The sequence below is a fragment of the Chitinophaga sp. genome (assembly GCF_017745275.1).
GTDB lineage: Bacteria > Bacteroidota > Bacteroidia > Chitinophagales > Chitinophagaceae > Chitinophaga.
Map to the genome: position 1 here is coordinate 917,765 of NZ_JAGHZS010000001.1, position 21,257 is coordinate 939,021.

Annotated in this window: 18 protein-coding genes; 4 read left to right on the top strand and 14 right to left on the bottom strand. The window is 45.1% G+C overall.

The genetic code is table 11. The annotated features are described in order from the left end of the window. Positions 1–38 precede the first annotated feature (38 nt). Positions 39–2,057, bottom strand: coding sequence for an LTA synthase family protein (locus J7623_RS03610; RefSeq protein WP_291917232.1), 2,019 nt, complete (start codon positions 2,055–2,057; stop codon positions 39–41). Between the two features lie 247 nt (positions 2,058–2,304). On the opposite strand from J7623_RS03610, the gene glmM reads away from it, so the two are divergent. Beyond that, positions 2,305–3,687 carry a phosphoglucosamine mutase gene (gene glmM / locus J7623_RS03615; RefSeq protein WP_291917234.1) on the top strand — a complete coding sequence of 461 codons (1,383 nt, stop codon included), beginning with the start codon at positions 2,305–2,307 and terminating at the stop codon, positions 3,685–3,687. Between the two features lie 128 nt (positions 3,688–3,815). Here the strand turns inward: glmM and J7623_RS03620 are convergent, their stop codons facing one another. From J7623_RS03620 to J7623_RS03640, 5 genes are all read right to left on the bottom strand, one after another. Next, positions 3,816–4,943: a cysteine desulfurase family protein gene (locus tag J7623_RS03620; RefSeq protein ID WP_291917236.1), complete on the bottom strand. Its 1,128-nt coding sequence runs from the start codon at positions 4,941–4,943 to the stop codon at positions 3,816–3,818. Positions 4,944–5,148: 205 nt separating this feature from the next. Next, positions 5,149–5,880 (bottom strand): LytTR family DNA-binding domain-containing protein, encoded by a 732-nt coding sequence (locus tag J7623_RS03625; protein WP_291917238.1) that lies wholly within the window; start codon positions 5,878–5,880, stop codon positions 5,149–5,151. Further along, complete coding sequence (locus J7623_RS03630) at positions 5,877–7,034, bottom strand: histidine kinase (protein ID WP_291917241.1); 1,158 nt, start codon at positions 7,032–7,034, stop codon at positions 5,877–5,879. Before J7623_RS03630 ends, J7623_RS03625 begins: the two co-directional genes overlap by 4 nt. 313 nt (positions 7,035–7,347) lie before the next feature. Further along, the gene (locus J7623_RS03635; RefSeq protein ID WP_291917243.1) at positions 7,348–7,695 is read right to left on the bottom strand and encodes a DUF4907 domain-containing protein; all 348 of its coding nucleotides are present in this window, start codon (positions 7,693–7,695) and stop codon (positions 7,348–7,350) included. Then, the gene (locus J7623_RS03640; RefSeq protein WP_291917245.1) at positions 7,688–8,680 is read right to left on the bottom strand and encodes a kelch repeat-containing protein; all 993 of its coding nucleotides are present in this window, start codon (positions 8,678–8,680) and stop codon (positions 7,688–7,690) included. The genes J7623_RS03635 and J7623_RS03640 overlap by 8 nt, the downstream gene beginning before the upstream one ends. 247 nt (positions 8,681–8,927) lie before the next feature. Here J7623_RS03640 and J7623_RS03645 point away from each other — a divergent pair, with 247 nt between their 5' ends. Continuing rightward, entirely contained in the window at positions 8,928–10,262 is a 1,335-nt protein-coding gene (locus tag J7623_RS03645; protein ID WP_291917247.1) for a DUF4270 family protein, read from the top strand. Positions 10,263–10,271: 9 nt separating this feature from the next. Then, positions 10,272–11,501 carry a hypothetical protein gene (locus J7623_RS03650; protein ID WP_291917249.1) on the top strand — a complete coding sequence of 410 codons (1,230 nt, stop codon included), beginning with the start codon at positions 10,272–10,274 and terminating at the stop codon, positions 11,499–11,501. Between the two features lie 83 nt (positions 11,502–11,584). Here J7623_RS03650 and J7623_RS03655 read toward each other — a convergent pair whose 3' ends face one another. Next, positions 11,585–12,964, bottom strand: coding sequence for a GH1 family beta-glucosidase (locus J7623_RS03655; protein WP_291917251.1), 1,380 nt, complete (start codon positions 12,962–12,964; stop codon positions 11,585–11,587). 286 nt (positions 12,965–13,250) lie between these two features. On the opposite strand from J7623_RS03655, the gene J7623_RS03660 reads away from it, so the two are divergent. Next, on the top strand, positions 13,251–14,291 hold the full coding sequence (locus tag J7623_RS03660; RefSeq protein WP_291917253.1) for a formylglycine-generating enzyme family protein: 1,041 nt from the start codon (positions 13,251–13,253) through the stop codon (positions 14,289–14,291). A gap of 3 nt (positions 14,292–14,294) precedes the next feature. Here the strand turns inward: J7623_RS03660 and J7623_RS03665 are convergent, their stop codons facing one another. From J7623_RS03665 to J7623_RS03695, 7 genes are all read right to left on the bottom strand, one after another. Further along, the gene (locus tag J7623_RS03665) at positions 14,295–14,804 is read right to left on the bottom strand and encodes a thioredoxin domain-containing protein (RefSeq protein ID WP_291917255.1); all 510 of its coding nucleotides are present in this window, start codon (positions 14,802–14,804) and stop codon (positions 14,295–14,297) included. A gap of 5 nt (positions 14,805–14,809) precedes the next feature. Next, positions 14,810–15,262 (bottom strand): redoxin domain-containing protein, encoded by a 453-nt coding sequence (locus J7623_RS03670; protein WP_291917257.1) that lies wholly within the window; start codon positions 15,260–15,262, stop codon positions 14,810–14,812. 110 nt (positions 15,263–15,372) lie between these two features. Next, complete coding sequence (locus J7623_RS03675) at positions 15,373–16,761, bottom strand: M56 family metallopeptidase (protein WP_291917259.1); 1,389 nt, start codon at positions 16,759–16,761, stop codon at positions 15,373–15,375. A gap of 45 nt (positions 16,762–16,806) precedes the next feature. Further along, positions 16,807–18,306 carry a TonB-dependent receptor plug domain-containing protein gene (locus J7623_RS03680; protein WP_291917261.1) on the bottom strand — a complete coding sequence of 500 codons (1,500 nt, stop codon included), beginning with the start codon at positions 18,304–18,306 and terminating at the stop codon, positions 16,807–16,809. An 11-nt stretch (positions 18,307–18,317) separates the two neighbouring features. Then, complete coding sequence (locus tag J7623_RS03685) at positions 18,318–18,677, bottom strand: BlaI/MecI/CopY family transcriptional regulator (RefSeq protein ID WP_291917263.1); 360 nt, start codon at positions 18,675–18,677, stop codon at positions 18,318–18,320. A 188-nt stretch (positions 18,678–18,865) separates the two neighbouring features. Further along, the gene (locus J7623_RS03690) at positions 18,866–20,005 is read right to left on the bottom strand and encodes a redoxin domain-containing protein (protein WP_291917265.1); all 1,140 of its coding nucleotides are present in this window, start codon (positions 20,003–20,005) and stop codon (positions 18,866–18,868) included. 70 nt (positions 20,006–20,075) lie between these two features. Further along, positions 20,076–21,161, bottom strand: coding sequence for a TlpA disulfide reductase family protein (locus J7623_RS03695; protein WP_291917267.1), 1,086 nt, complete (start codon positions 21,159–21,161; stop codon positions 20,076–20,078). Positions 21,162–21,257: the final 96 nt, after the last annotated feature.

The window sequence follows — 21,257 nt, forward strand, 5'->3', positions numbered from 1 at the left end:
CACTGAAACACTGACAGCTAATGGCTAACAGCTAAAAGCTATTTTTTATTATTAAACATCAAATATCGGGTGCTTTCGTAAAAGCTCCGTGTTAAATTATCGAGGCTTTTTGCGGTATCCGGCTGCTGTGCCTGTATGTTTTTCAACGGGTCCGTCGTCAGATCATACAATGCGGTGGTGCTATTCACCATGTTGATCTCATACAGGTAATGATTCCCCAGCAACGCGTAATAAGGCATCTGGTTACGCAGATACAGCATAAACACGTATTTATCATTTACACGGGTGCTATCGAACAGATCTACTCCCAGTGTATAATTTTTATACGGTATGCCCACCATTTTGGCCATAGTAGGATATACATCCAATAAACTACCCGGGGTAGTGATTTGCTGTGGCGCCAGGTGTTTAGGACTATACATGAATGCCGTTACGTGTACCCCACCCGTAGCCAGTTCATATTCCGGCAATGGCATGAAGCTATAAGGGTTGAGTACGCAGTTATGATCGCCAAAAAACATAAAGATCGTATTGTCAAGATACCCATCTTTGCGGGCCATATCAATCAGATGTCCCACGTTATAGTCTTCATACCGCAGGGCGTTGAACTGATCGATTGACACAAAGCCCGATTTTTTGAATGTGTTCTTATCAATATCTTTCTCTGTCAGCTTTTTAAAATCGCCGGCGCCGCTGGTTGTAGTATAGGGCGGGTGATTATCTGCCAGTTGCAGGAACGCTACAAAGGGTTGCTTCTTATCATTATCTTCTTTAAAGATGGAGGAGGCTTCGGTGATCAGGTCGTAGTCGGAAACGCCCCATACATCTGCCTTGGCCGCTTTATACATGCCTTCTTCATAAATACGGATGCCTTCCACGTTGTTGGTAAATACCGCCCGGATATTGGCCCAATTAGTATTTCCGCCCAGCAGGTATAATTTATCATACCCTTTAAACTGGTCCATTACGATACGCTGATCCAGCATTTTAGGGTGACGGCTGGCCGTTTTCACGGAAGTAATATCTGGTAAACCGGTATGCACGCCAAATACGGTTTTGGCGGTGCTGATGGCCGGTACATAAAAATTCTTAAACAGTACTCCGCTGTCGGCCAGTCGTTTCATATTAGGCGTGGCCTGCATTGGATTGCCGTACATGCTGGTAACAGCAGCGCCGGTGGATTCCAGCATAACGAGCACCACGTTGAGCTTAGGTTTGGTAGCATCTCCAGCGATGGTGCGCACGTAGTTCAGGCTATCCGCATTGGCATTGTCTACTTTCAGGTAGCTGGCAATAGCTGGATAATATTTTTTAGTGGCTTCCAGGTTATAGGTATCTCCTTTCACGGATAAGTTGGACGCAAAATACAGGATGGGATTGAGTCCCAGGCTGGTTACCCCATTATCGCGGGTGAACATGGCCTGGCTCCAGCGCAGGGGAAAATACGCGATATTGGCGTAGATACCGGCGGCAAAAAGCAGTACCAGCGCAATTGTGTAGCCGGTGAAGGGCCAGTTGCGGAGATAAATAACCGGTTGTGCCGCAAATCTTTTCCAGGTAGCCTTCTGCAGGCGATATACGAGGAACATGAAGATGAAAATGCCCAAAGCCCCTCTTACCACCGGGTAACTTTGCCATACCATGCGGGCGTTATCGGCTCTTTCGCCTTTGGCCAGGAACCTTAACACAGAAGGATCCAGGCGCTGGCCGAGGTAGTCGTAATGCCCCAGGTCGAGGATATACAACAGGGTAAGCAGCAGGTAAACGAGGAAGAAATATATAAAGTTGGTATTGCGTATGGCCTTGGACGTAAAGAATTTGTTACGTGTAATCAGCGCCAGCAGCAGTATGGGGATCATGAGGTAAAGGGTCAGCCTCATATCGAAGCGTAATCCCAGGTTCCAGGCTTTCACGATTGCAGCGTGGTCCGTGATGGTAGTTTTGAAGAAGAACAGGTAAAAAATCGCCCTGAACATTACCATCAGCAGGAAGAGGTAAAGCGTTTGAACAAACACATAACGAATATACCGGGGTATATTCTTCCACGAGTATTGCATGTAACGTATAGCTGTTTTTTTAAAAGCGTAGCTGCAAATATATCGAAAAAGCCGAAAGCTGAAAGCAGAAAGCAAAAAGCCATTGTAGCGGAGATTTAAGCGATTATAATTAATGTAGCCGGACAGATCTCCGCTACAATGGCTTTTTGCTTTCTGCTTTCAGCTTTCGGCTCTTTGTTCTTCTATTCATAATTAGGATTTCTGGAATGGATTTTTTTATATTTGCCTTCCTTTAAAACAGAATCTTGTGGCACTGATCAAATCGATATCCGGCATACGCGGAACCATAGGCGGTAAGCCCGGCGAGGGACTTTCTCCATTAGATGTGGTAAAATTCACGGCAGCATATGGCACCTGGCTGAGCCGTGCAACAGAAAACCGTAAGGTGGTGATCGGCCGTGATGGTCGTATTTCCGGCGAAATGGTGAAAAACCTGGTGGTATCCACCCTGAACGGATTGGGCTTTGATGTAGTAGACCTTGGTCTTTCTACCACTCCTACCGTAGAACTGGCGGTAACCATGGAAAATGCTGCCGGCGGTATTATTCTTACTGCCAGTCATAATCCGAAAGAATGGAATGCGCTGAAATTACTGAACAGTAAAGGCGAATTTATTTCCGGAGATGATGGCGCAACGCTGCTGGACATTGCAGAACGGGAAGACTTCAACTTCGCGGATGTAAATAAGCTGGGCACCTACACGTTAGATGACTCTTATTTACAGAAACATGTAGACCTGGTGGTAAACTATCCACTGGTAGATGTTCCAGCCATTAAGGCCCGTAATTTCAAGATCGTAGTAGATGCGGTAAATTCTACCGGTGCTTTATTTGTTCCTCCTTTGTTAAAAGCATTGGGTGTGGAAGAAGTAGAAGTATTGTTTGCGGAGGTGAATGGTAAATTCAGTCACAATCCGGAACCACTGGCAGAAAACCTGACCGCCCTCTCCAACGAAGTGAATAAATCCAAAGCAGACCTGGGTATTGCGGTAGATCCGGATGTGGATCGCCTGTGCTTTGTTTGCGAAGATGGTAGCATGTTTGGAGAAGAATACACCCTGGTAGCCGTAGCAGATTACGTATTAAGTAAAAGAAAAGGAAACACTGTTTCCAATATGTCTTCCACCCAGGCATTGAAAGATGTTACCCTGAAACATGGCGGTCAATACACGCCTTCAGCGGTAGGTGAAGTAAATGTAGTGAAGAAGATGAAAGATACCCACGCGGTAATCGGCGGAGAAGGCAATGGCGGTATCATTGTTCCGGACCTGCACTATGGCCGCGATGCGCTGATTGGCATTGGTCTTTTCCTGAGCCATCTCGCCCACAGCAAAAAAAGCATCAAAGCCCTGCGTAACAGCTATCCTGATTATTTCATCTCTAAAAATAAAATTGAGCTGGATAAAGGGGTAGATGTAAAAACTATCTTCGAAAAAATTAAGGTGAAATACAAAAATCAACCTTTAAATACAGAAGATGGGCTGAAAATTGAGTTCGATAAAGACTGGGTACATCTCCGTACTTCCAATACAGAGCCAATTATCCGCATTTACGCAGAAAGCCAGAATGAAACCACCGCGGATAATATCGCGAAAAGAATCATGCAGGATATTAAAGAGTTCATGCATTGAGGTAAGCAGAAAGCGTAAAGCAGAAAGCAAAAAGCTATAAAAGCGAATGACCAGAGCGAGTATTTATAATTACTCATACACTCTGGTCATTCGCTTTTATAGCTTTTTGCTTTTTGCTTTCTGCTATCTTAAATCAGTTCCTGCAGTTTTGCTACCACTTTATCTACTTCTTCTTTTGTATTGTTTTTGCAGAAAGAGAAGCGCACCGCAATCAGGTTAGGGTTGCTGTTGATGGCGCGAATAACGTGAGAACCCGCATTGGCGCCGGAAGTACACGCACTGCCGCCAGAAGCGCAGATGCCGTTAATATCCAGGTTAAACAGGATCATTTCGCTTTTCTCTGACTTAGGGAAACCTACGTTCAATACGGTATATAAGCTACGACCGCGCAGATCACCGTTAATAACGATGCCTGGAATATGTTTTTCCAACTGCTCCGCCATGTACATACGCAGGCCATTGATATGGGCGCTGTGAGCTTCATGTTCAGCAGTGGCAATTTCCAGTGCTTTGGCAAATCCGATAATGCCATACAGGTTTTCTGTACCGGCGCGCATATTGCGTTCCTGGCTACCACCCTGGATAAACGGCTTAATTTTTACGTTTTCGTTGATATAAAGGATACCTACTCCTTTAGGACCATGAAATTTATGACCAGCGCCGGTAATAAAGTGTACAGGCGTGTTACGGAGATCAAATGGATAGTGACCTACGGTTTGTACGGTATCAGAGTGGAAAATGGCGTCAAATTCCTTGCAGAGATTCCCCACGGCATGGATATCAAGCAGGTTACCAATTTCGTTGTTGGCATGCATGAGGGTTACCAGGCATCTTTCGGTGGATTGCTGCAGCAGTTCGCGCAGATGGTCCATGTCGATATGACCGCTGGGTAATACATTCACAAAAGAGAGCGCTATGCCATCGTGATGGTGCAGGTATTCTACGGTGTGCAATGTAGCATGGTGCTCAATAGGCGAAGAGATGATGTGTTTGCAGCCGAGGTCCTTTACAGCGGCGTTGATAGCCGTATTGCTGCTTTCTGTACCGCCGGAAGTAAAGAAGATCTCTCCGGGATGAGCGTTCAATGTTTTGGCAACTGATTTACGTGCATTTTCGATACCCAGTCTTGATTCCCTACCGTAAGAATAAATAGAGGATGGATTACCGAATTTTTCTGTCATAAATGGCAGCATTGCTTCTAGCACTGCCGGGTCCAGCGATGTGGTTGCTGCGTTGTCGAAATATATTCTTTCCAATGTTGGTGGTTTTTGATAAAAGAATAATAATTAATGGTGGTATGGTTGTCTTAAAAAGAGAGCGAAGATCGGAAAAAAAGCAGAAAGCGGAAAGAATTACGAATTACGAATTACAAATTACGGATATATGGGTAGCTAGTCAACGCGAAGGTCATTCGCTGCTATCTACCCATATATCCGTAATTTGTAATTCGTAATTCCTTCCCTAGGAATTACGGTTAATAACGTCATAAAACCGATCCCGGTAGCCGTCTGAAATCGGGATCGACTGATTCGCGATCATAACGGTATTTTTTTCTACGCAATTGATTTTATTGAGAGAAACCAGGTAGGACCGGTGTACCCGTATGAATTTGTCGGCCGGCAGGCGGGTTTCGAATGATTTAAGGCTCCGCAGGGTCAATACGGGCAGGTTATGTGTATAGATCTTCGTATAGTCTTTCAGTGCTTCGATGAAAAGAATATCTTCCAGGTTAATTTTAATAATCTTGTACTCTGTTTTAATGAAGATGTAGTCATTTACCCAGGTGGCATCCATGGGTAGGGCGTTATTCCCGGTGCTCCCGCTTTTTTGCTGGCTTACCGACCAGGTTTCGCTGGCTTTGGCCGCCGCCTTCAGAAAGCGTTCAAAGGGTACGGGCTTCAGGAGATAATCTACCACATCCAGATTAAAGCCATCCAGCGCGTATTCACCATAAGCAGTAGTAAATACCACCATAGGAGGATACTTCAGCGATTTCAGGAACTGAATGCCAGTGATATCAGGCATTTTGATATCCAGGAACACCAGGTCTACCGGTTCGTCCTGGATGAATCGTAAGGCGGTCGCAGCATTTTCGAATTTGCCTGCCAGTGTCAGGAATGGAACTTTACGAATGTAATCTTCCATGATTTCCAGCGCCAGTGGCTCGTCATCCACTGCAATACACTTCATCATTTTTTCAACACAATTTTAAGATCTACAATAAATTGGTTTTCCGTTTCCCTGATATTAATCTCGTGCTCGTTTTCATAGAGCAATTCCAATCGCTTCAACACATTATCCAGGCCTATGCCTCCCCTTTCTGCCACCCTTTCTTTAAAGTGACTGTTGCGGACAATTAACCTGATCATATTTTCCGTTGTAGTAATAACAATATCGATAAAGGAATCTTCTGTATAACTGATCCCATGTTTGAAGGCATTTTCCACAAACGGCACCAGCAACATGGGTTCTATCTGCAAGCGATCTGCATCGCCATTCAGCTGGTAATTGATGTCAATATCTTTTGGCAACCGTAGTCGTTGTATTTCTATGTAGTCGTGCAGGTATCTTAATTCCTGTGACAGCAGTACCCTCGCTTCGTTGGACTCATAAATCATGTACCGCATAATGGTTGACAACTTCAATATCGCGTGCTCGGTTTGTGTTGACTGCTTATGCGCCAATGAGTAAATAGTATTTAGACAGTTAAACAGGAAGTGAGGATTAATCTGTGATTTTAAAAATTTTAATTCCGCATTCAACTTCTCCACTTTCAACTCTTCCCGCTGTTTTTCACTTTTAAACCATTCCAGTGCAATTTTTATAAAGCCGCTCATGAATAACATCAGGAGCGCAAAAAATCCGGATCTACGGAGTACCTCCGGAAAGAAGAGATATTCCAGGATAGTGGGAGCATCTGGTTCCATCAACGGAAGCCCTGAAAAGGCCACTGTAGCAGCTCGTAAACTGTCGATGTGTAATTCACCTCCTCTTGCGGACGATACCGGTATGGCCATTGCCCGGGCGCCGCTTTCCTCAACCATATCCAAACGTCGGTGGTGAAACGGCGGAAAGCGGCCAGAAGTTACTTCCGCATTGTTAAATTTTTTATCCATCCGTAACGCCATCATCGACGGTGGACGATGCCCGTATTTTCTGAAGAAATAATAATTGAGCGCCGCTTGTTGCGCGGTAATAAACACGATGAGTAAAGCGATACTGCAAAGGTATATCGCAATCTTCTTCCCATTAAAAAACCGGGGAATCAGCACATAGATATTCAGATAAAAAATACCAATCAGGAAAAGGTTATCTATCAATTCTTTGATAAAAAAACCGGTATGCAAAATCTGAATCCGATAAATGAAAAACGGAAAAAATAAAAAACATGCCCATCCGAGCACGTGCAGTGAAATAAGGAAGGGACGACTCCTGATGATCCGTTTAAAATTTAGCATCCTGTTATTTGATGCGATAAACTTACACCAGATAGGGTTAGGCTTGTGTTAAAAAACGTTAATCCTTTATAAGGGATTGTTAAATTTAAGAATGATATTAAAATCAGATTAAAAATCCGGGGCACAGCAATGCTTTACTGCGGGAGTATCGTATTCTTTTTCAAGAGATCCTCCCACAGCAAAGCCGCTGCAATAGCTAATATTATTCCGCTTCGGTAATGTGCATGTTGATCAATTCCTGCTGTGTCATGGCGGGAATTTTATGATGTGTTAACTTATCTGCCACCACATTTCCCACCCGCAAAGCGTTTTCCCTGCTGCGAAAAACACGGTGTCCTTCTACACCCGGCAACATGTTCTGATAGATGTAGGTATGACCATCTACGTTTACTTTGTAGCCCCAGCCACCATTTACTTCGAACGGTTCCACCTCCACTGCCAGCATATCAGCCCCATGGCCGGCGGCCTTCTTTTCACGTGTAGTTAACCAGGCAATACATGTTAACACCAGCACGGCTATACCGGCTATAATAAGGTTACGCTTAGTCATTTTTGTTATACTCTGCTGTAGGATCAAATTCACGCATATCATCCAATTGAAGGGTACTACTTACGCCCAGCACTACGAAGCCACGATCTTTTACTGCAAAGCCGGTAGCATACTGACGGGCAGCACCTTCGAAATCTGTTTTCTGTGTCCAGCGATCGGTTTCAGGGGTATATTCCCAGGTAGCTGCAGACAAACCACCCTTGATACCGGATACCACATATCCTTTACCTTTCATTGCAAAGGAAGCAGCGCCGCTGCCTGCAAAGTTGTAGGAATCATCAAAGCTGTCATCGCTTACATTCGCAATAGAATTGAGGGTAGCCCAGTTGGTACCATCAAACGCATAGAAGTCGGTGATGGCCGTGCTGTTGGCTGTGCCCATACATACATATGCTTTGTTATTGATCACAAAAACGGAAGCGTCCTGTCTTTTACCGCTGGGCAAACTTTGCGCCTGGGTCCAGGTGTCTGTAGCCGGATCATATGCCCAGTTATCTTTTAACCAGTTACCATCGTAACCGGTGGCGATATAACCTTTGGTACCCAGTCCGAATGCCACTGCGCCATAACGGCCACTGCCAGGGAAGGGTTTCTTAGGTGTCCATTTATTCTGCACGGGATCATATTCGTAGAAGTCGTTCATCTTGGTTAATCCATCAGTACCGGTGCCCACATAACCCTTTCCATTGATGCTCATACCCACTGCATTGCTTCGGCCAGGGCCAGGGAAAGGTGTGGTTACCTGTGTCCACTGATTTTGATCCACATTGTACATCCAGAAGTCTGTTAACCTGTTAAGTCCATCATAACCGGTTCCTACATAGGCTTTATTATCAATTACGAAAGAAGCAGCTGCATTTCTGGCAACGCCTTCAAACTCGGACCGTTTAATCCAGTTTCCTACCAGTGTAGTGGTGTTTGAACTTTTCGAACAGGCTGCCAGGGAAGCCATCAATAATAAACTATAACCTTTTAAATATCGCATTAGCATGTTCTTTTTACTGCTGCCAAAATTATCCGCCGAAGCATTCCGGCAAACAGGAAATAGCTATTCCCCTGATTTTAGCTGACGGATACCGTTATTTCATCTACCAGTTGGAATCTTTGGCAGGAAATGCTTGTTCCTGCGCTACTGGCGGCATAAAGGATATATTACGTTATTCATCGATAAATTTTGGCCATTGGCATATTAAAGGAACTGAAAGTATTGATCCTGTCTAAAATTGCGCACCATGAACAATACCATGTATCATTTATTTTTAAGGCGCATAAACGGAAGCATATGGAGATATCTTCCGGCATTTTTATTGGTGGCGGCCATCTCTTCCTGTCAGAAAACAGGTTTTACCTATAACAATATTGTAGACAATAATCAGCAAACAGACTATGTACTCTCTGATACCTTGTCTATACAAATGAAAACCATCCTGACAGACTCCATGCCTACCTCCGGATCGGAAGTAATGCTGGCTGGGAAAAGAACGGATCCCATCTTTGGCGCTTCTTCCGCCCAGTCTTTTTTCCAGATTGCAAAACCTGCTGCAGTCACCATCCCACTGAACGGTTCCGGGTACGATTCCATGGTACTCATCATGCATCCCAACAGTTATGTATCCGGCGATTCCAACCAGGTACAACATTTACAGATATACCGGGTTACTTCTACCATACAAACGGCCACTAACTTTTACTACCTGTACAACAACAGTAACTTCTCAACAGAAAGCACGCCTATCGGCAGTTTCCAGGGAGTAATACGGCCTAATACCGACAAAGAAATCAGGGCGTATATGTCGAACCAGTTGGGTACCCAGTTATTCAATATGCTGCGTGATCAAAGTGGTGATATCACCACTACTCCCACCTGGCTGGATTTCTTCAAGGGACTGAATGTACGGGGTGCTGCAGATAGTAAAACCATCAACGGTTTCCGGGCAAACGATACCAGCCTGGTGATGCGGTTGTACTATCATATCAATGAACAGATTGTTACCGCCCGGTATGTGGACTTTAAAATGCAGGCTTCTAACCTGCAGTTCAACCAGGTAAAAACAGTACGCACCGGTACGCCGCTGGCACCATTTGATGGCACCGTAAAAACGTTACCTACTGCCAGCACGGGCAACCAGGGCTTTTGTCAACCTATAGCTGGTACGGCTACACGTATTGATATTCCGTATATCAAGAATCTCGTGTACCTGGGGCAATTCTTCAAAATCATGAAAGTATATATGACCCTGAAACCGGTCAACGGCACCTATGTAAACGACCAGCTACCTCCAAGAGTAGCCCTTTGCGAAGTGGATAAGAACAACAATGTAACCGATACGCTTACTTATGGCCGGCTCACGGTGGATAACCAGTTTAACGTCAACACTAACTACACCTTCGACATCACCAACTATGTTATTAAGGAGCAAACCGTCTCTGATTTTTATTCACGGGGACTTCTGCTCACACCCAGTGCCACAGATGGCAGAACAACCATGGACAGGCTGGTGATCGGCGATCAGCAGAACACGGCGAACAAGGCGAAGATTCAGTTATACTATCTGTTGTACAAATAAAGGATACTCATGCGCATCAAAATATATAGCGGTTTTATTTTACTCCTGTTGTGCAGTACGGCAGCGAAAGCACAACACGGCCTTAATTCCATTTACTCTGCCTATGGTATAGGCGACCTGGAGGAAAGGGATTACAGTCGCAATTTCGGGCTGGGAAGTACTGGCATCGGCCGTCGCCATTCCGGCTATCTCAATGAACTCAACCCGGCTTCTTACAGTGCTTTACCTCCACAAAACTTTATGTTCGATGTTTCACTGAAAGCACAACAAATTAACTATAATGGCAGCGGCATTTCACAAAGTGCCGGCGACATCAACTTTAAGCGACTGGCCCTTGGCTTTAAAGCCGCCAAATTCTGGGGCATAGGTGCTGGTATCACCCCTTTCAGCAGTGTAGATTATAAATTGCTGAACCAACAATTCATGACAGGCACCGGGGCTCCGGTTACCGCTACTACCACTGGTACCGGTGGTTTCAACCGGGCTTATATCTCCAATGGTTTCCAGCTGAACAAAAATTTCTCAGTGGGTGTATCTACCGCGTTTCTCTTTGGTCCGCTGAACACCACCCAATACATTGGTTCTGATTCCTTACAAACACAACATAACCGGTATGGCTTCAAGCCTAACTTTACGGCAGGTGCGCAATATACCGGTAAGATCAGTAAAGACTGGCAACTGGGACTGGGCGCCACTTACCGCTTCCAGACCAAAATGAAGCTGCAGGACAAACTCAATATTGTAGACCAGAACGGTACTTCCCTGTATAGCAGAGATGAAGATCCTTCTTACTTTACCTTACCCGCTACCTATGGTGCTGGTCTTAGCCTGACCAATGGTACTTTCACCTGGGTAGCTGATTATCGTCATCAGCTCTGGAATAGTCTGAATGAAAAAGGTGCCACTTATAGCTACCAGGATGGAGATCGCTTCTCTACCGGTATAGAATATACGCTGAAACGCCAGTACTATAATCAAACTTACGAGGGCACTGTATTACAAGCTGGTTTCGCTTATAACAGGTCTCCACTGGTAGTGAGCAGTACACAAATCAAAGACATCTCAGGCTCACTGGGCTTTTCTTTACCCAGTAAAAATGGGGCGTTAAGATATTACATCGGCCTTGAAGCCGGGCAACGCGGACAAAACGGTCCGGCGCTGATAAAAGAAACATATGTGAATGCAGTGTTTAACTTCAGCCTGAGGGATATTTGGTTCTTTAAACGGTTGTCGCAATAGCAGAAAGCATAAAGCTATTATAGCGAATGACAGAAGCGGGTAAATCATTTATATACTCGCTCCTATCATTCGCTATAATAGCTTTATGCTTTCTGCTTTATGCTTTCTGCCTCCAACAACTGCCGGAACCAATAACCTGAATCTTTAATGGTACGCTGCTGGGTATCGAAATTGATATGCACCAGGCCAAAGCGGGCGCGATAACCTTCGGCCCATTCGAAGTTATCGGTGAGTGTCCAGGCGAAGTAGCCGTCTACCGGCACTCCTTCCTGGCGGGCTTTCAGTACACCTGCCAGGTATTCCTGGAAATAGGCAATACGTGCATGGTCTTCGATGCGGCCATCAGCGGAGATCTCGTCAGCAAAGGCGGCGCCGCCTTCTGTCACAATGAGTTTCTTAATATTTTTGTAGGCGGCAAATTGTTTCAACACTTCGTATAGGCCGTTGCCGTTAATCTCCCAACCTAATCCTGTCATGGGTACATTCCGGGATTTGGCCTTCACCTCCGAAATTTTAACGATGGGCATAAAAGAATTGTATTTCACTACCAGCGGGAAATAGTTCTGCACACCAATGAAATCAAAATCAAATGCCAGGCGGTCCCAATCGCGCCATAGGGCATAACGGCGCTCAATACGACGAAGCAGCGGGAAGTCGGCCACCGGGTAACCCATGCCCAGCGAAGGCTCCAGGAACAGGCGGTTAAAGAGCGCATCTGCACGGCGTGCCGCCTGTTGATCGGCAGCACTATCGGAATAAGGAATAATCTGGGAACAGGATAAAGCAGTGCCAATATTGGCGCCGGCTACTTCTTCACGAATCACTCGCCCGGCTTCTGCCTGCGCTAATACAGCATGATGCACTGCCGGCAAAAACCAGGACAACCCAAATTTACCTGGTGCATGCACTCCCAGCATATATCCCAGGGCAGTAAAGCCAAAGGGCTCATTCAATACGATCCAGTTTTTTACTTTATTGCCATATTCACGGGTACATACCCTTACAAATTCTTCGAAGGCGAATACCACTCCCCGGTGAGCCCAGCCACCTTTGTGTTCCAGCGCCTGTGGCAAATCCCAGTGATACAACGTAACATAAGGTTCCAACCCCAATTCCAGGCAGGCATCTATAACACGGTGATAGTAGTCGATACCGGCAGGATTGACAGCCCCCGTGCCTTTGGGCATAATGCGTGACCAGGAAAGCGAGAAACGGAATACAGAAAATCCCAGCAATTTTGCAAGCAGGATATCCTGTGTATAACGGTTATAGAAGTCGGTAGCTATCTGCGCGTGACTTTTATCTTTGATTTTGCCTTTGCGGCCGGAGAAAGTATCCCAAATAGAAGGTCCTTTGCCGTCTGTGTCGAAGGCTCCCTCATTTTGAAAAGCTGAAATTGTGACGCCCCAAAGAAAGTCTTCCCCAAAATCCTTGCGTGTAAAGGGTACTGCAGTTTTTTGCATATGCGATACCTATAAAACAGGGGCATAGCCACCCGTAACTGGCTGCAGTTTACAACAGTTTTTGCGGAAAAATGATTATATAATTGTTAACGCGGATTTTGCCTGTCAACAGGATTATACTGATTGCACTGATTTTTAATTTTTTGATTAAGAGATTTTGGAAGATACCAGCGGATAAATTTGTCTCATATCTTCCAAAATTCTATAAAATCAGTGTAATCCTGCTCACAGGCAAATCCGTGTAAAACACTATTTTTGAGAAACGACTAAACGGATTGACTACAATATGTTGAAAATAAACCTGGTGCTTGGATTAGCACTATTAAGCGCCTGCGCTGGCAACCCCAGTAAGCAGGCTACTGCCGGCAAAGAGAGAGACACCTTGAACAAGATGGTACTGATACCTGCAGGTTCCTTCCTGATGGGCGCTGACGACAGCACCGGTATGGCGGATGAATATCCCAAACACCGGGTAGACATTGCCAGTTTCTGGATGGATGAACACGAAGTGACCAAAGCTGAATTTGCCCGCTTTGTGGATGCTACCGGTTACGTAACAACAGCAGAGCAACCTATCGGCAAAGCAGAGCTTATGGCCAGCCTGCCACCAGGCACGCCGGAGCCCGACAGCGCCACACTGGCTACCATGATGGCACCGGGCGCACTGGTATTTACCCCACCGGATCACGCCGTTCCTTTTAATGATATTTCCCAGTGGTGGTCTTTTGTACCCGGCACCAGTTGGAAGCATCCGGAAGGACCATCCAGTAATATCGCCAACAGGGACCATGAACCGGTTACGCAGGTATCCTGGCTGGATGCACAGGCTTATGCCAAATGGGCCGGCAAACGGCTGCCTACAGAAGCAGAGTGGGAATATGCCGCCCGTGGCGGTCTCTCCGGCCAATTATACCCCTGGGGCAATGAACCACTGACCACCGGTAAAGCCAAAGCGAATACCTGGAACGGAAATTTTCCTTATAAGAATACCAAAACAGATGGCTACTATAGCACTGCACCCGTAAAATCGTATAGCCCTAATGGTTATCAGTTATATGATATGGCAGGGAATGTATGGGAATGGTGTGAAGACTGGTACGATGCCAACTACTATATACAGGGAGAAAAAGGCGTAAAAAATCCGGCTGGTCCGGCAGAAGGTTTGGATCCTGATGACCCGGGACAGGCTAAGAGAGTGATCCGTGGCGGTTCTTATATGTGCAGCGATGAATATTGCCGGGGATACCGGGTATCTGCCCGCATGAAAAGTACGCCTGAATCCGGTTTATCTAACCTGGGCTTCCGTTGCGTGCGTTCTGCTAATTAGCCATCATTCTTCCAGGAAGGAGGATAACACACGATAATCGCCATTATACCGCTTACCGTTAAGATAAAAGGTAGGCGTGCCATTTACACCACTACGTACACCACTTTCGAAATCCGCTTCTACCCTGCTTAATAGTTTGGGGGAGTCCATGTCATCGGCGAATTGCCGGAGATCTAATTCCATATCAGCCGCCAGTCTTAACAATAATGCTTCGTTGAGTTCGGGCTGACGGTTGTAAATAGCGTCATGCATGTCCCAGAAGCGATCTTGCCTGGCGGCCGCTTCTGCCGCCAGGGCTGCATCCATGGCAAATTCATGCGCCTCCTGCAGGGGGAAGTTGCGAAAAACGAAGCGTAGCCTGTCTGCAAAACGTTCCTGTAATTGTTTTACTATATAAAAAGCTTCCCGGCAGTAGGGACATTGAAAGTCGCCATATTCTACCAGCTCTATGGTAGCATTGGGCGCACCCAGGATATGATCCAATGCATTCACGGGAGGATTCAGGTTAGGCATCCACGTTAGTTTTTAATATTTTCCAATGCAGCCAGGATACCATCTGCACCTGGATTCTGACCAATAGGTGATAAGTAACTCCATTGAATAACACCTTGGCTATCTATTACAAAAAGTGCCCGTTGACTCACGCCATTTTCATACACACCATACAATTGGGACACGGCGCCTTTGGGTTCAAAATCAGCCAGCAGGTCGAAGTGTAGTTGACGGGCTTTGGCGAAAGCAGCATGGCACCAGGCGCCATCTACGGAGATCCCCAGCAGTACAGCATTATACTTTTCAAAGTATTTCAACATTTCATTGTACAATGCCATCTGATCGCTGCATACCGGGCTCCAGTCGGCCGGATAAAAAGCGAGGATCACATTTTTGCCTTTCAGTTCCGATAAGGTAACTGTTTTTTCTGGTGTGGAACTCAGTGTGAAGTCAGGAGCGATGTCGCCTTTTTGTAGCATAAGCAGGTGCATTAATCACCTATATAAACAGCCGCGGATAGATAATGTTGTATAGAAACAAAAATGCCACGGTGGCGGACCGTGGCTTTTCGTGATTGGCAATATGATGATTATTTAATGAAGATGGTATCCAGTTGCGTTTTTACCTTTTCCTGTACATCGCATTTCATTATGAGTGGCTGGGTGATGATGGTAAAGGTTTGTGGCTGACCTGGTAATACTGTTACTGTAGCATTTCCCACCATTGTCTGTGTTTTTACATCATGAGACCGTGTTGACTTCAGCTCCTGCGTATTTACTTTCACACCATTGACTGTTACCTGGATATCAGCTGGATTAATGGTGGTGGCTGTAGTGGTGGCTGTTTGCTGTGTCAGGTTATCACTGCAGAGCGTAAGGAAAACTGTAGCGGTATCGGCCGCTTTAAGCTGGGTAACCTGCCCGTTTTTCACGTCTCCACTGGTAACGGTAAAAGACTTACCGGTTGAGTCACACAAAACAAACGTAACCTGGGTAGAGATCTGTGGTGCTGCTGTAGCAGGAGTTACTGGTGGCGGCGGTGGTGGTACAGGCGCGGCCTGGTGCCTGGTGCCATGAGAAGTTTTAGCAGGCAAAGTATCCTTTACATTATTCATGTGCATAACTTCAGCAGCCCTGGTATAATTCAACGACAGCACGGTTCCCCCAACCAGCAAGCCTAATACCATATAGCGTATTACGTGGTAGCGGGATGATTTTTTGCTGTTCATCATCATAATTCTTTTTTTAAGGTGTGATAAATTGAAATTGTTTGCGATGGCCGTCGCATAAGGGATCCCACTAACTTTCACCAGGTTGTACTGGTAACTGATTTTATCAACGCCCTGCTGCAGCAGGTGACGATCGGTAATGAATTCCAGGTTTTCACGGATGGCTGTTTTCATGAGCCAGGCGCCGGGATTAAACCAGTAAAAAATATTATTCAATTCTCCCAGTAATGTATCGGCGGTATGCCATTGCTGCACATGCACTTTTTCATGGCGCAAAATTTCCGGCAGCTCTTCCGGCTGATGCAGGGAGGGATTAATGTAGATGTGACGGAAAAAAGAAAAAGGATTCACCGGTTGTTGTAACAATTGTACGGTGATATCATAGAGCTTTCCCGTTTGCGATTTCCGGTGAATTTTCCACAGGGAAAAAAGTTGTACCAAAAAACGTATAGCCATTACTGATACTCCTGTCCAGAAGATGTATACCAATACATTCCACACCGTGAATACAGGCGCCGGCGCCTGCCAGGATTGTAAATTGGGCACATAGGTAATGACACTTCCTGCAATTACTTTATGCTTATTTACAAATGTATTTACCGATATAAAGGGGAACAAGGATGAAAAAGCAATACCTGCCAATAGAAATATCCTGTTCAGCGTATAGAAGGTGAGCTTGCGCAAACCAAAGCGGTAAGCAAGAAAAAACAGTGTCAATGCAATATTCGCTTTCAGAAGATATATCAGCATAGCAGGCACCATAACGGCATTCAGCTTTATCAGTGATTTGAATAATTATTTTACAGTGGTGGAATCTTCTTTACGTACTTCCATTTTAATCTCTTGCAAAGTAACGCGCCCCTCTGGTTTGGTTTTAATCAGAATCACGCCGTTGTTGCCAGCACTGCCATAGCGTGCTTTAGCCGCATTGTCTTTTAAAACCTCCATAGAGGAAATTTTGTCAGGCGAAATATCGTTAACGGATTGGCCATCAGGCAATTCCTTACCGTCTACTAAAATGAGCGGCTCCATAAGAGTTTCGTCTCTCGTCCGAATTGCTAATTTTTTACGGGCGGCAGCGGGAGTCGGGTTCTTGAGCTCAATAAACACAATACCGTTATTCACTCCTTCGCCATATAGGGAGATGAGCGATTCTTTTTCCAATCCACTAACGTTTTTCAACACATCCACCTGGGCAATACTATTGGGGTTTAAAGCATCTGAAACAGCTTTTGTTACCGCCACACCATCCACTACATACACGGGATCCCCGTTACCCCGTACGGTGATGGTGTTCACAGCAGGGGATCCCTTTTTTACAGGTGTTCCTTTGATTGTTTTGGCATCTGGTTGAACAACTCTGGGGGTTACAGTAAATTTCTTAACAGGTACAGTCGTATCTGTTGTTATCCGGATGAAATTCAAGGCGGCAGATGCTCTTGTATAATTTAATGATAAAACTAACCCTCCTACTAATACTCCTAATATCACGTAACGTACCAATTGATAGCGGGACGACTTTTTACTGTTCATCATGATAATTCGTTTTTTAAGATGTGAGAAATTGAAATTGTTTGCGATGGCCGTCGCATAAGGGATCCCACTAACTTTTATAAGATTATACTGATAACTGGTTTTATCTACGCCCTGCCGTAACAGGTATCTGTCGGTAATGAACTCCAGGTTTTCGCGGATGGCTGTTTTCATGAGCCAGGCGCCGGGATTGAACCAATAAAATACCTGGTTAATTTCTCCCAGCAATGCATCCGCAGTATGCCACTGCTGTACATGCACTTTCTCGTGATGCAGGATGGCTGGTAATTCTTCCGGCTGATGCAGGGAGGGATTGATATAAATATGACGAAAGAACGAAAAAGGATTTACCGGTTGCTGTAATAGCTGTACGGTGATATCATCGATTTTACCCCGCTGCGATTGCCGGTGAATTTTCCACAGGGAAATCAATTGTATAAAAAAGCGTATAGCCATTACCGATACTCCTGTCCAGAAGATGTATACTAATACGGTCCATACGGTAAATACGGGCGCGGGCGACTGCCATGCGGATAGGTCAGGCACGTAGGTCATCACGTTGCCGGCAATAACTTCATGCTTATCCACAAATGCGTTGATAGGGATAAAGGGAAACAAGGAAGAAAATGCGATGCCTGTCAGTAGAAATAACCTGTTCAACGTATAAAAGGTGAGCCTGCGCAAACCGAAGCGGTAAGCGAGAAAGAACATGGTCAGTGCAATGTTCGCCTTTAACAGATATATTAATATAGCAGGTATCATAGTCAGCAGTTTTATTTGCCTTTTTCTATCATTTTGATAATTTCTTTCAACTCATCCGGGCTGATCTTCTTTTCTTTTGCAAAGAAGGACACCAGTTCTTTATAAGAGTTTTCGAAATAGTCTTTTACAAAGCCGTTCATAAACTTTTGCTTATAGGCAGCTTCTTCTATAGCCGGCGTATATTCATATACGTTACCTATTTTCCGGCTTTCCAGGAACCCTTTTTTCTCCAGGTTTTTAATCGTGGAGGCGAGGGTTGTATAGGGAGGCGCGGGCGCGGGATGTGCTTCCAGGAAGTCTTTTACCAAACCTTTCCCTACCTTCCAGATAGCCAGCATGGCTGTTTCTTCTTGCTGGGTCAGTTTTTCCATGATATTATTTTATGTTCAATTACGATTCTTTCGTAAATCTACGAAAGAATCGTAGATAATACAAAATTTTTTTTAGCGAAAAGCATAAAGCGAAAAGCATAAAGCTATTGTAGCGAATGACCAAAGCATATATTTCGCTTTAATCGTTCGCTACAATAGCTTTATGCTTTTCGCTTTATGCTTTAAGCTTATTTCAATATTTCTTCCAGCTTGGAGGCCAGTTCTTCGCCACGCAGGTTTTTAGCTACGATTTTTCCCTTAGGATCAATCAGTACATTCTGTGGGATAGCGCGTACACCGTAAAGATCTGCTGCCGCATTCTTCCAGCCTTTGAGGTCGGAAACATGTGACCAGGTCAGTTTATCAGCCTCAATTGCTGCCAGCCATTTTTCTTTTTTATCATCCAGGGAAACACCGAGAATTTCGAAGCCTTTGGATTTAAACTGGTCGTAGGCTTTTACTACGTTCGGGTTTTCTGCGCGGCAGGGACCACACCAGCTAGCCCAGAAGTCCACCAGTACATATTTTCCACGGAAGGAAGATAAGCTGATATTTTTGCCGTTGGCATCTGCCTGTGCAAAATCGATAGCGGGTTGGCCGATAGCGGTTTTACGCGCTGATTCCAGGCGTTTGGAGAACTCCTTACCGGAAGGGGAGTTTCTTGCTTCCTTGCTTAATTTCTTAAACAGCGGGGTTACCTCATCAGGTTTAATATCATATCCTGCTACCTGGTTCAATAAGAACATAGAGATAGGAGAACTGGTATTCTTAGACAGAAAATCATTCTCAATTTTCTTTTCTTCTGCATCTAATGCATCGTACTCCGCTTCCAGCTTTTTAATGCCTTCTTCGTCTTTCTTTTGTGCCAGTTCACGATATTTCTTCTGTAATGCAGCCCCTCTTTCGTTCACATCTTTTAATAACTCATTCAGCTTTTTATAGTCGTCGTTAGCCTTGGAGCCTGTTACTTCGGCTTTGCTGATAGAATCGGTTGTAGTGACATTGACAACCCCTTTATCCAGGAATACTGCGAGCATATCGCGGCCCATAGATACCGGCTTTTCAGTACCTTTCTGTACCAGCATCAGGCTGGCCATAGCGGGTTCTTCCAGGGTGCCGTTAAAAGTGAATTTACCATCTTTGATCTGAGCGCTATCCATAAAGCTCTCTCCGCCTTTCCGCATTCTCAGGTAAACAGTAGCGGGGTTATGCTGTTGAGAAACAGTTCCCTGTATAGTATAAGCTTTACCTGCTGCCGAGCCTTTCTTATCCTGGGCAAATATTACTGCCGGTACGAAAAGGGCGATCCCTACAATCGTTTTTTTCATTGGTTTTTGTTTTACGAACAACAAATTTGTAAAATCGGCTGATCAATCACAACCTGATTTTGATAAGCGGCTATTTCAGTACTTCCTCCAATTTGGCTTCCAGCTCCTCTCCACGCAGGTTGCGCGCGATGATCTTCCCATCAGGGCTCACCAGGAAATTGGAAGGAATAGACTGAATACCGTATTGTACTGCCACTTCGTTTCCCCATCCACGTAAGTCAGATACCTGTGTCCAGTGGAGGTTATCCTGGCTGATAGCCCTCAACCAGCGATCCCGGTTATCATCCAGCGAAACACCCAGGATGGTAAAGTTCTTATCCTTGTATTTATTGTAAGCTTTTACCACGTTAGGATTTTCCTGGCGACAAGGGCCGCACCAGCTGGCCCAAAAGTCCACCAGCACATATTTTCCCCTGAAAGAAGAAAGTTTTACGGGTTGCCCTTTGGTGTCTGTCTGGGAAAAGTCATCTGCTGCAATGTTGACTGCACTGACTTTCAAACTTTTTATATAGGCGGTTACGCTTTGTCCGTATTGTCCGTTTTTAACAGCGGGATCCAGCGAATTGAACAGGCGCTGGAATTCTTCTCCATCCAGCCGCGTCCGTAATTCGTTCATCAGCAACCAGATACTGGCAATGCTGGCGGGATGGCCTTTGATAAATTCGGTACCGGTTTTAATGACATCCTGGCTGAACTCATCCGCTTTTTTACGAAAAGAATTCTTTGCCGGCTCATCTTCCGGGTTAACATTTTTAGCGATCAGGTTTAAATCCTGTGCCCGTTTAATCAACGGCTCAAATGCTTTCTGGTACTGTTGCATAGCCTGCGTATTCTCATTCCCTTTCACTGCAGATGCAATGGGAAAAGTAGCGAGAGACGTAGTAAAATGCACGGGCTCACTACCGCCTGTTACGAATAACATCGGGTAATTCACATCCCTCAAAATCAAGGCATATACAGCGGGCTCTTTACCACTTTTTACCTTGAAACTAAACTGGTCATTCTTAATGACTACAGAGTCATCCGGGTTATTATCCTGGTCGTCAAAAAGGTATATGGTTTTGCCGTTCCCATTCTTCACAATGCCTGACACCTGCTGGGCATACACTCCTGTGGAAAACAGCCCTACAGTGGCTAACAGGAAAAATTGTTTCATTACGAATTATTTTAATTAGTTAGTGGGGTGTAATATACGAAGAGATTTTTAAGGGAGGGACCATGGTTGTTTACCGCTGATCATATTTTGGGGAGA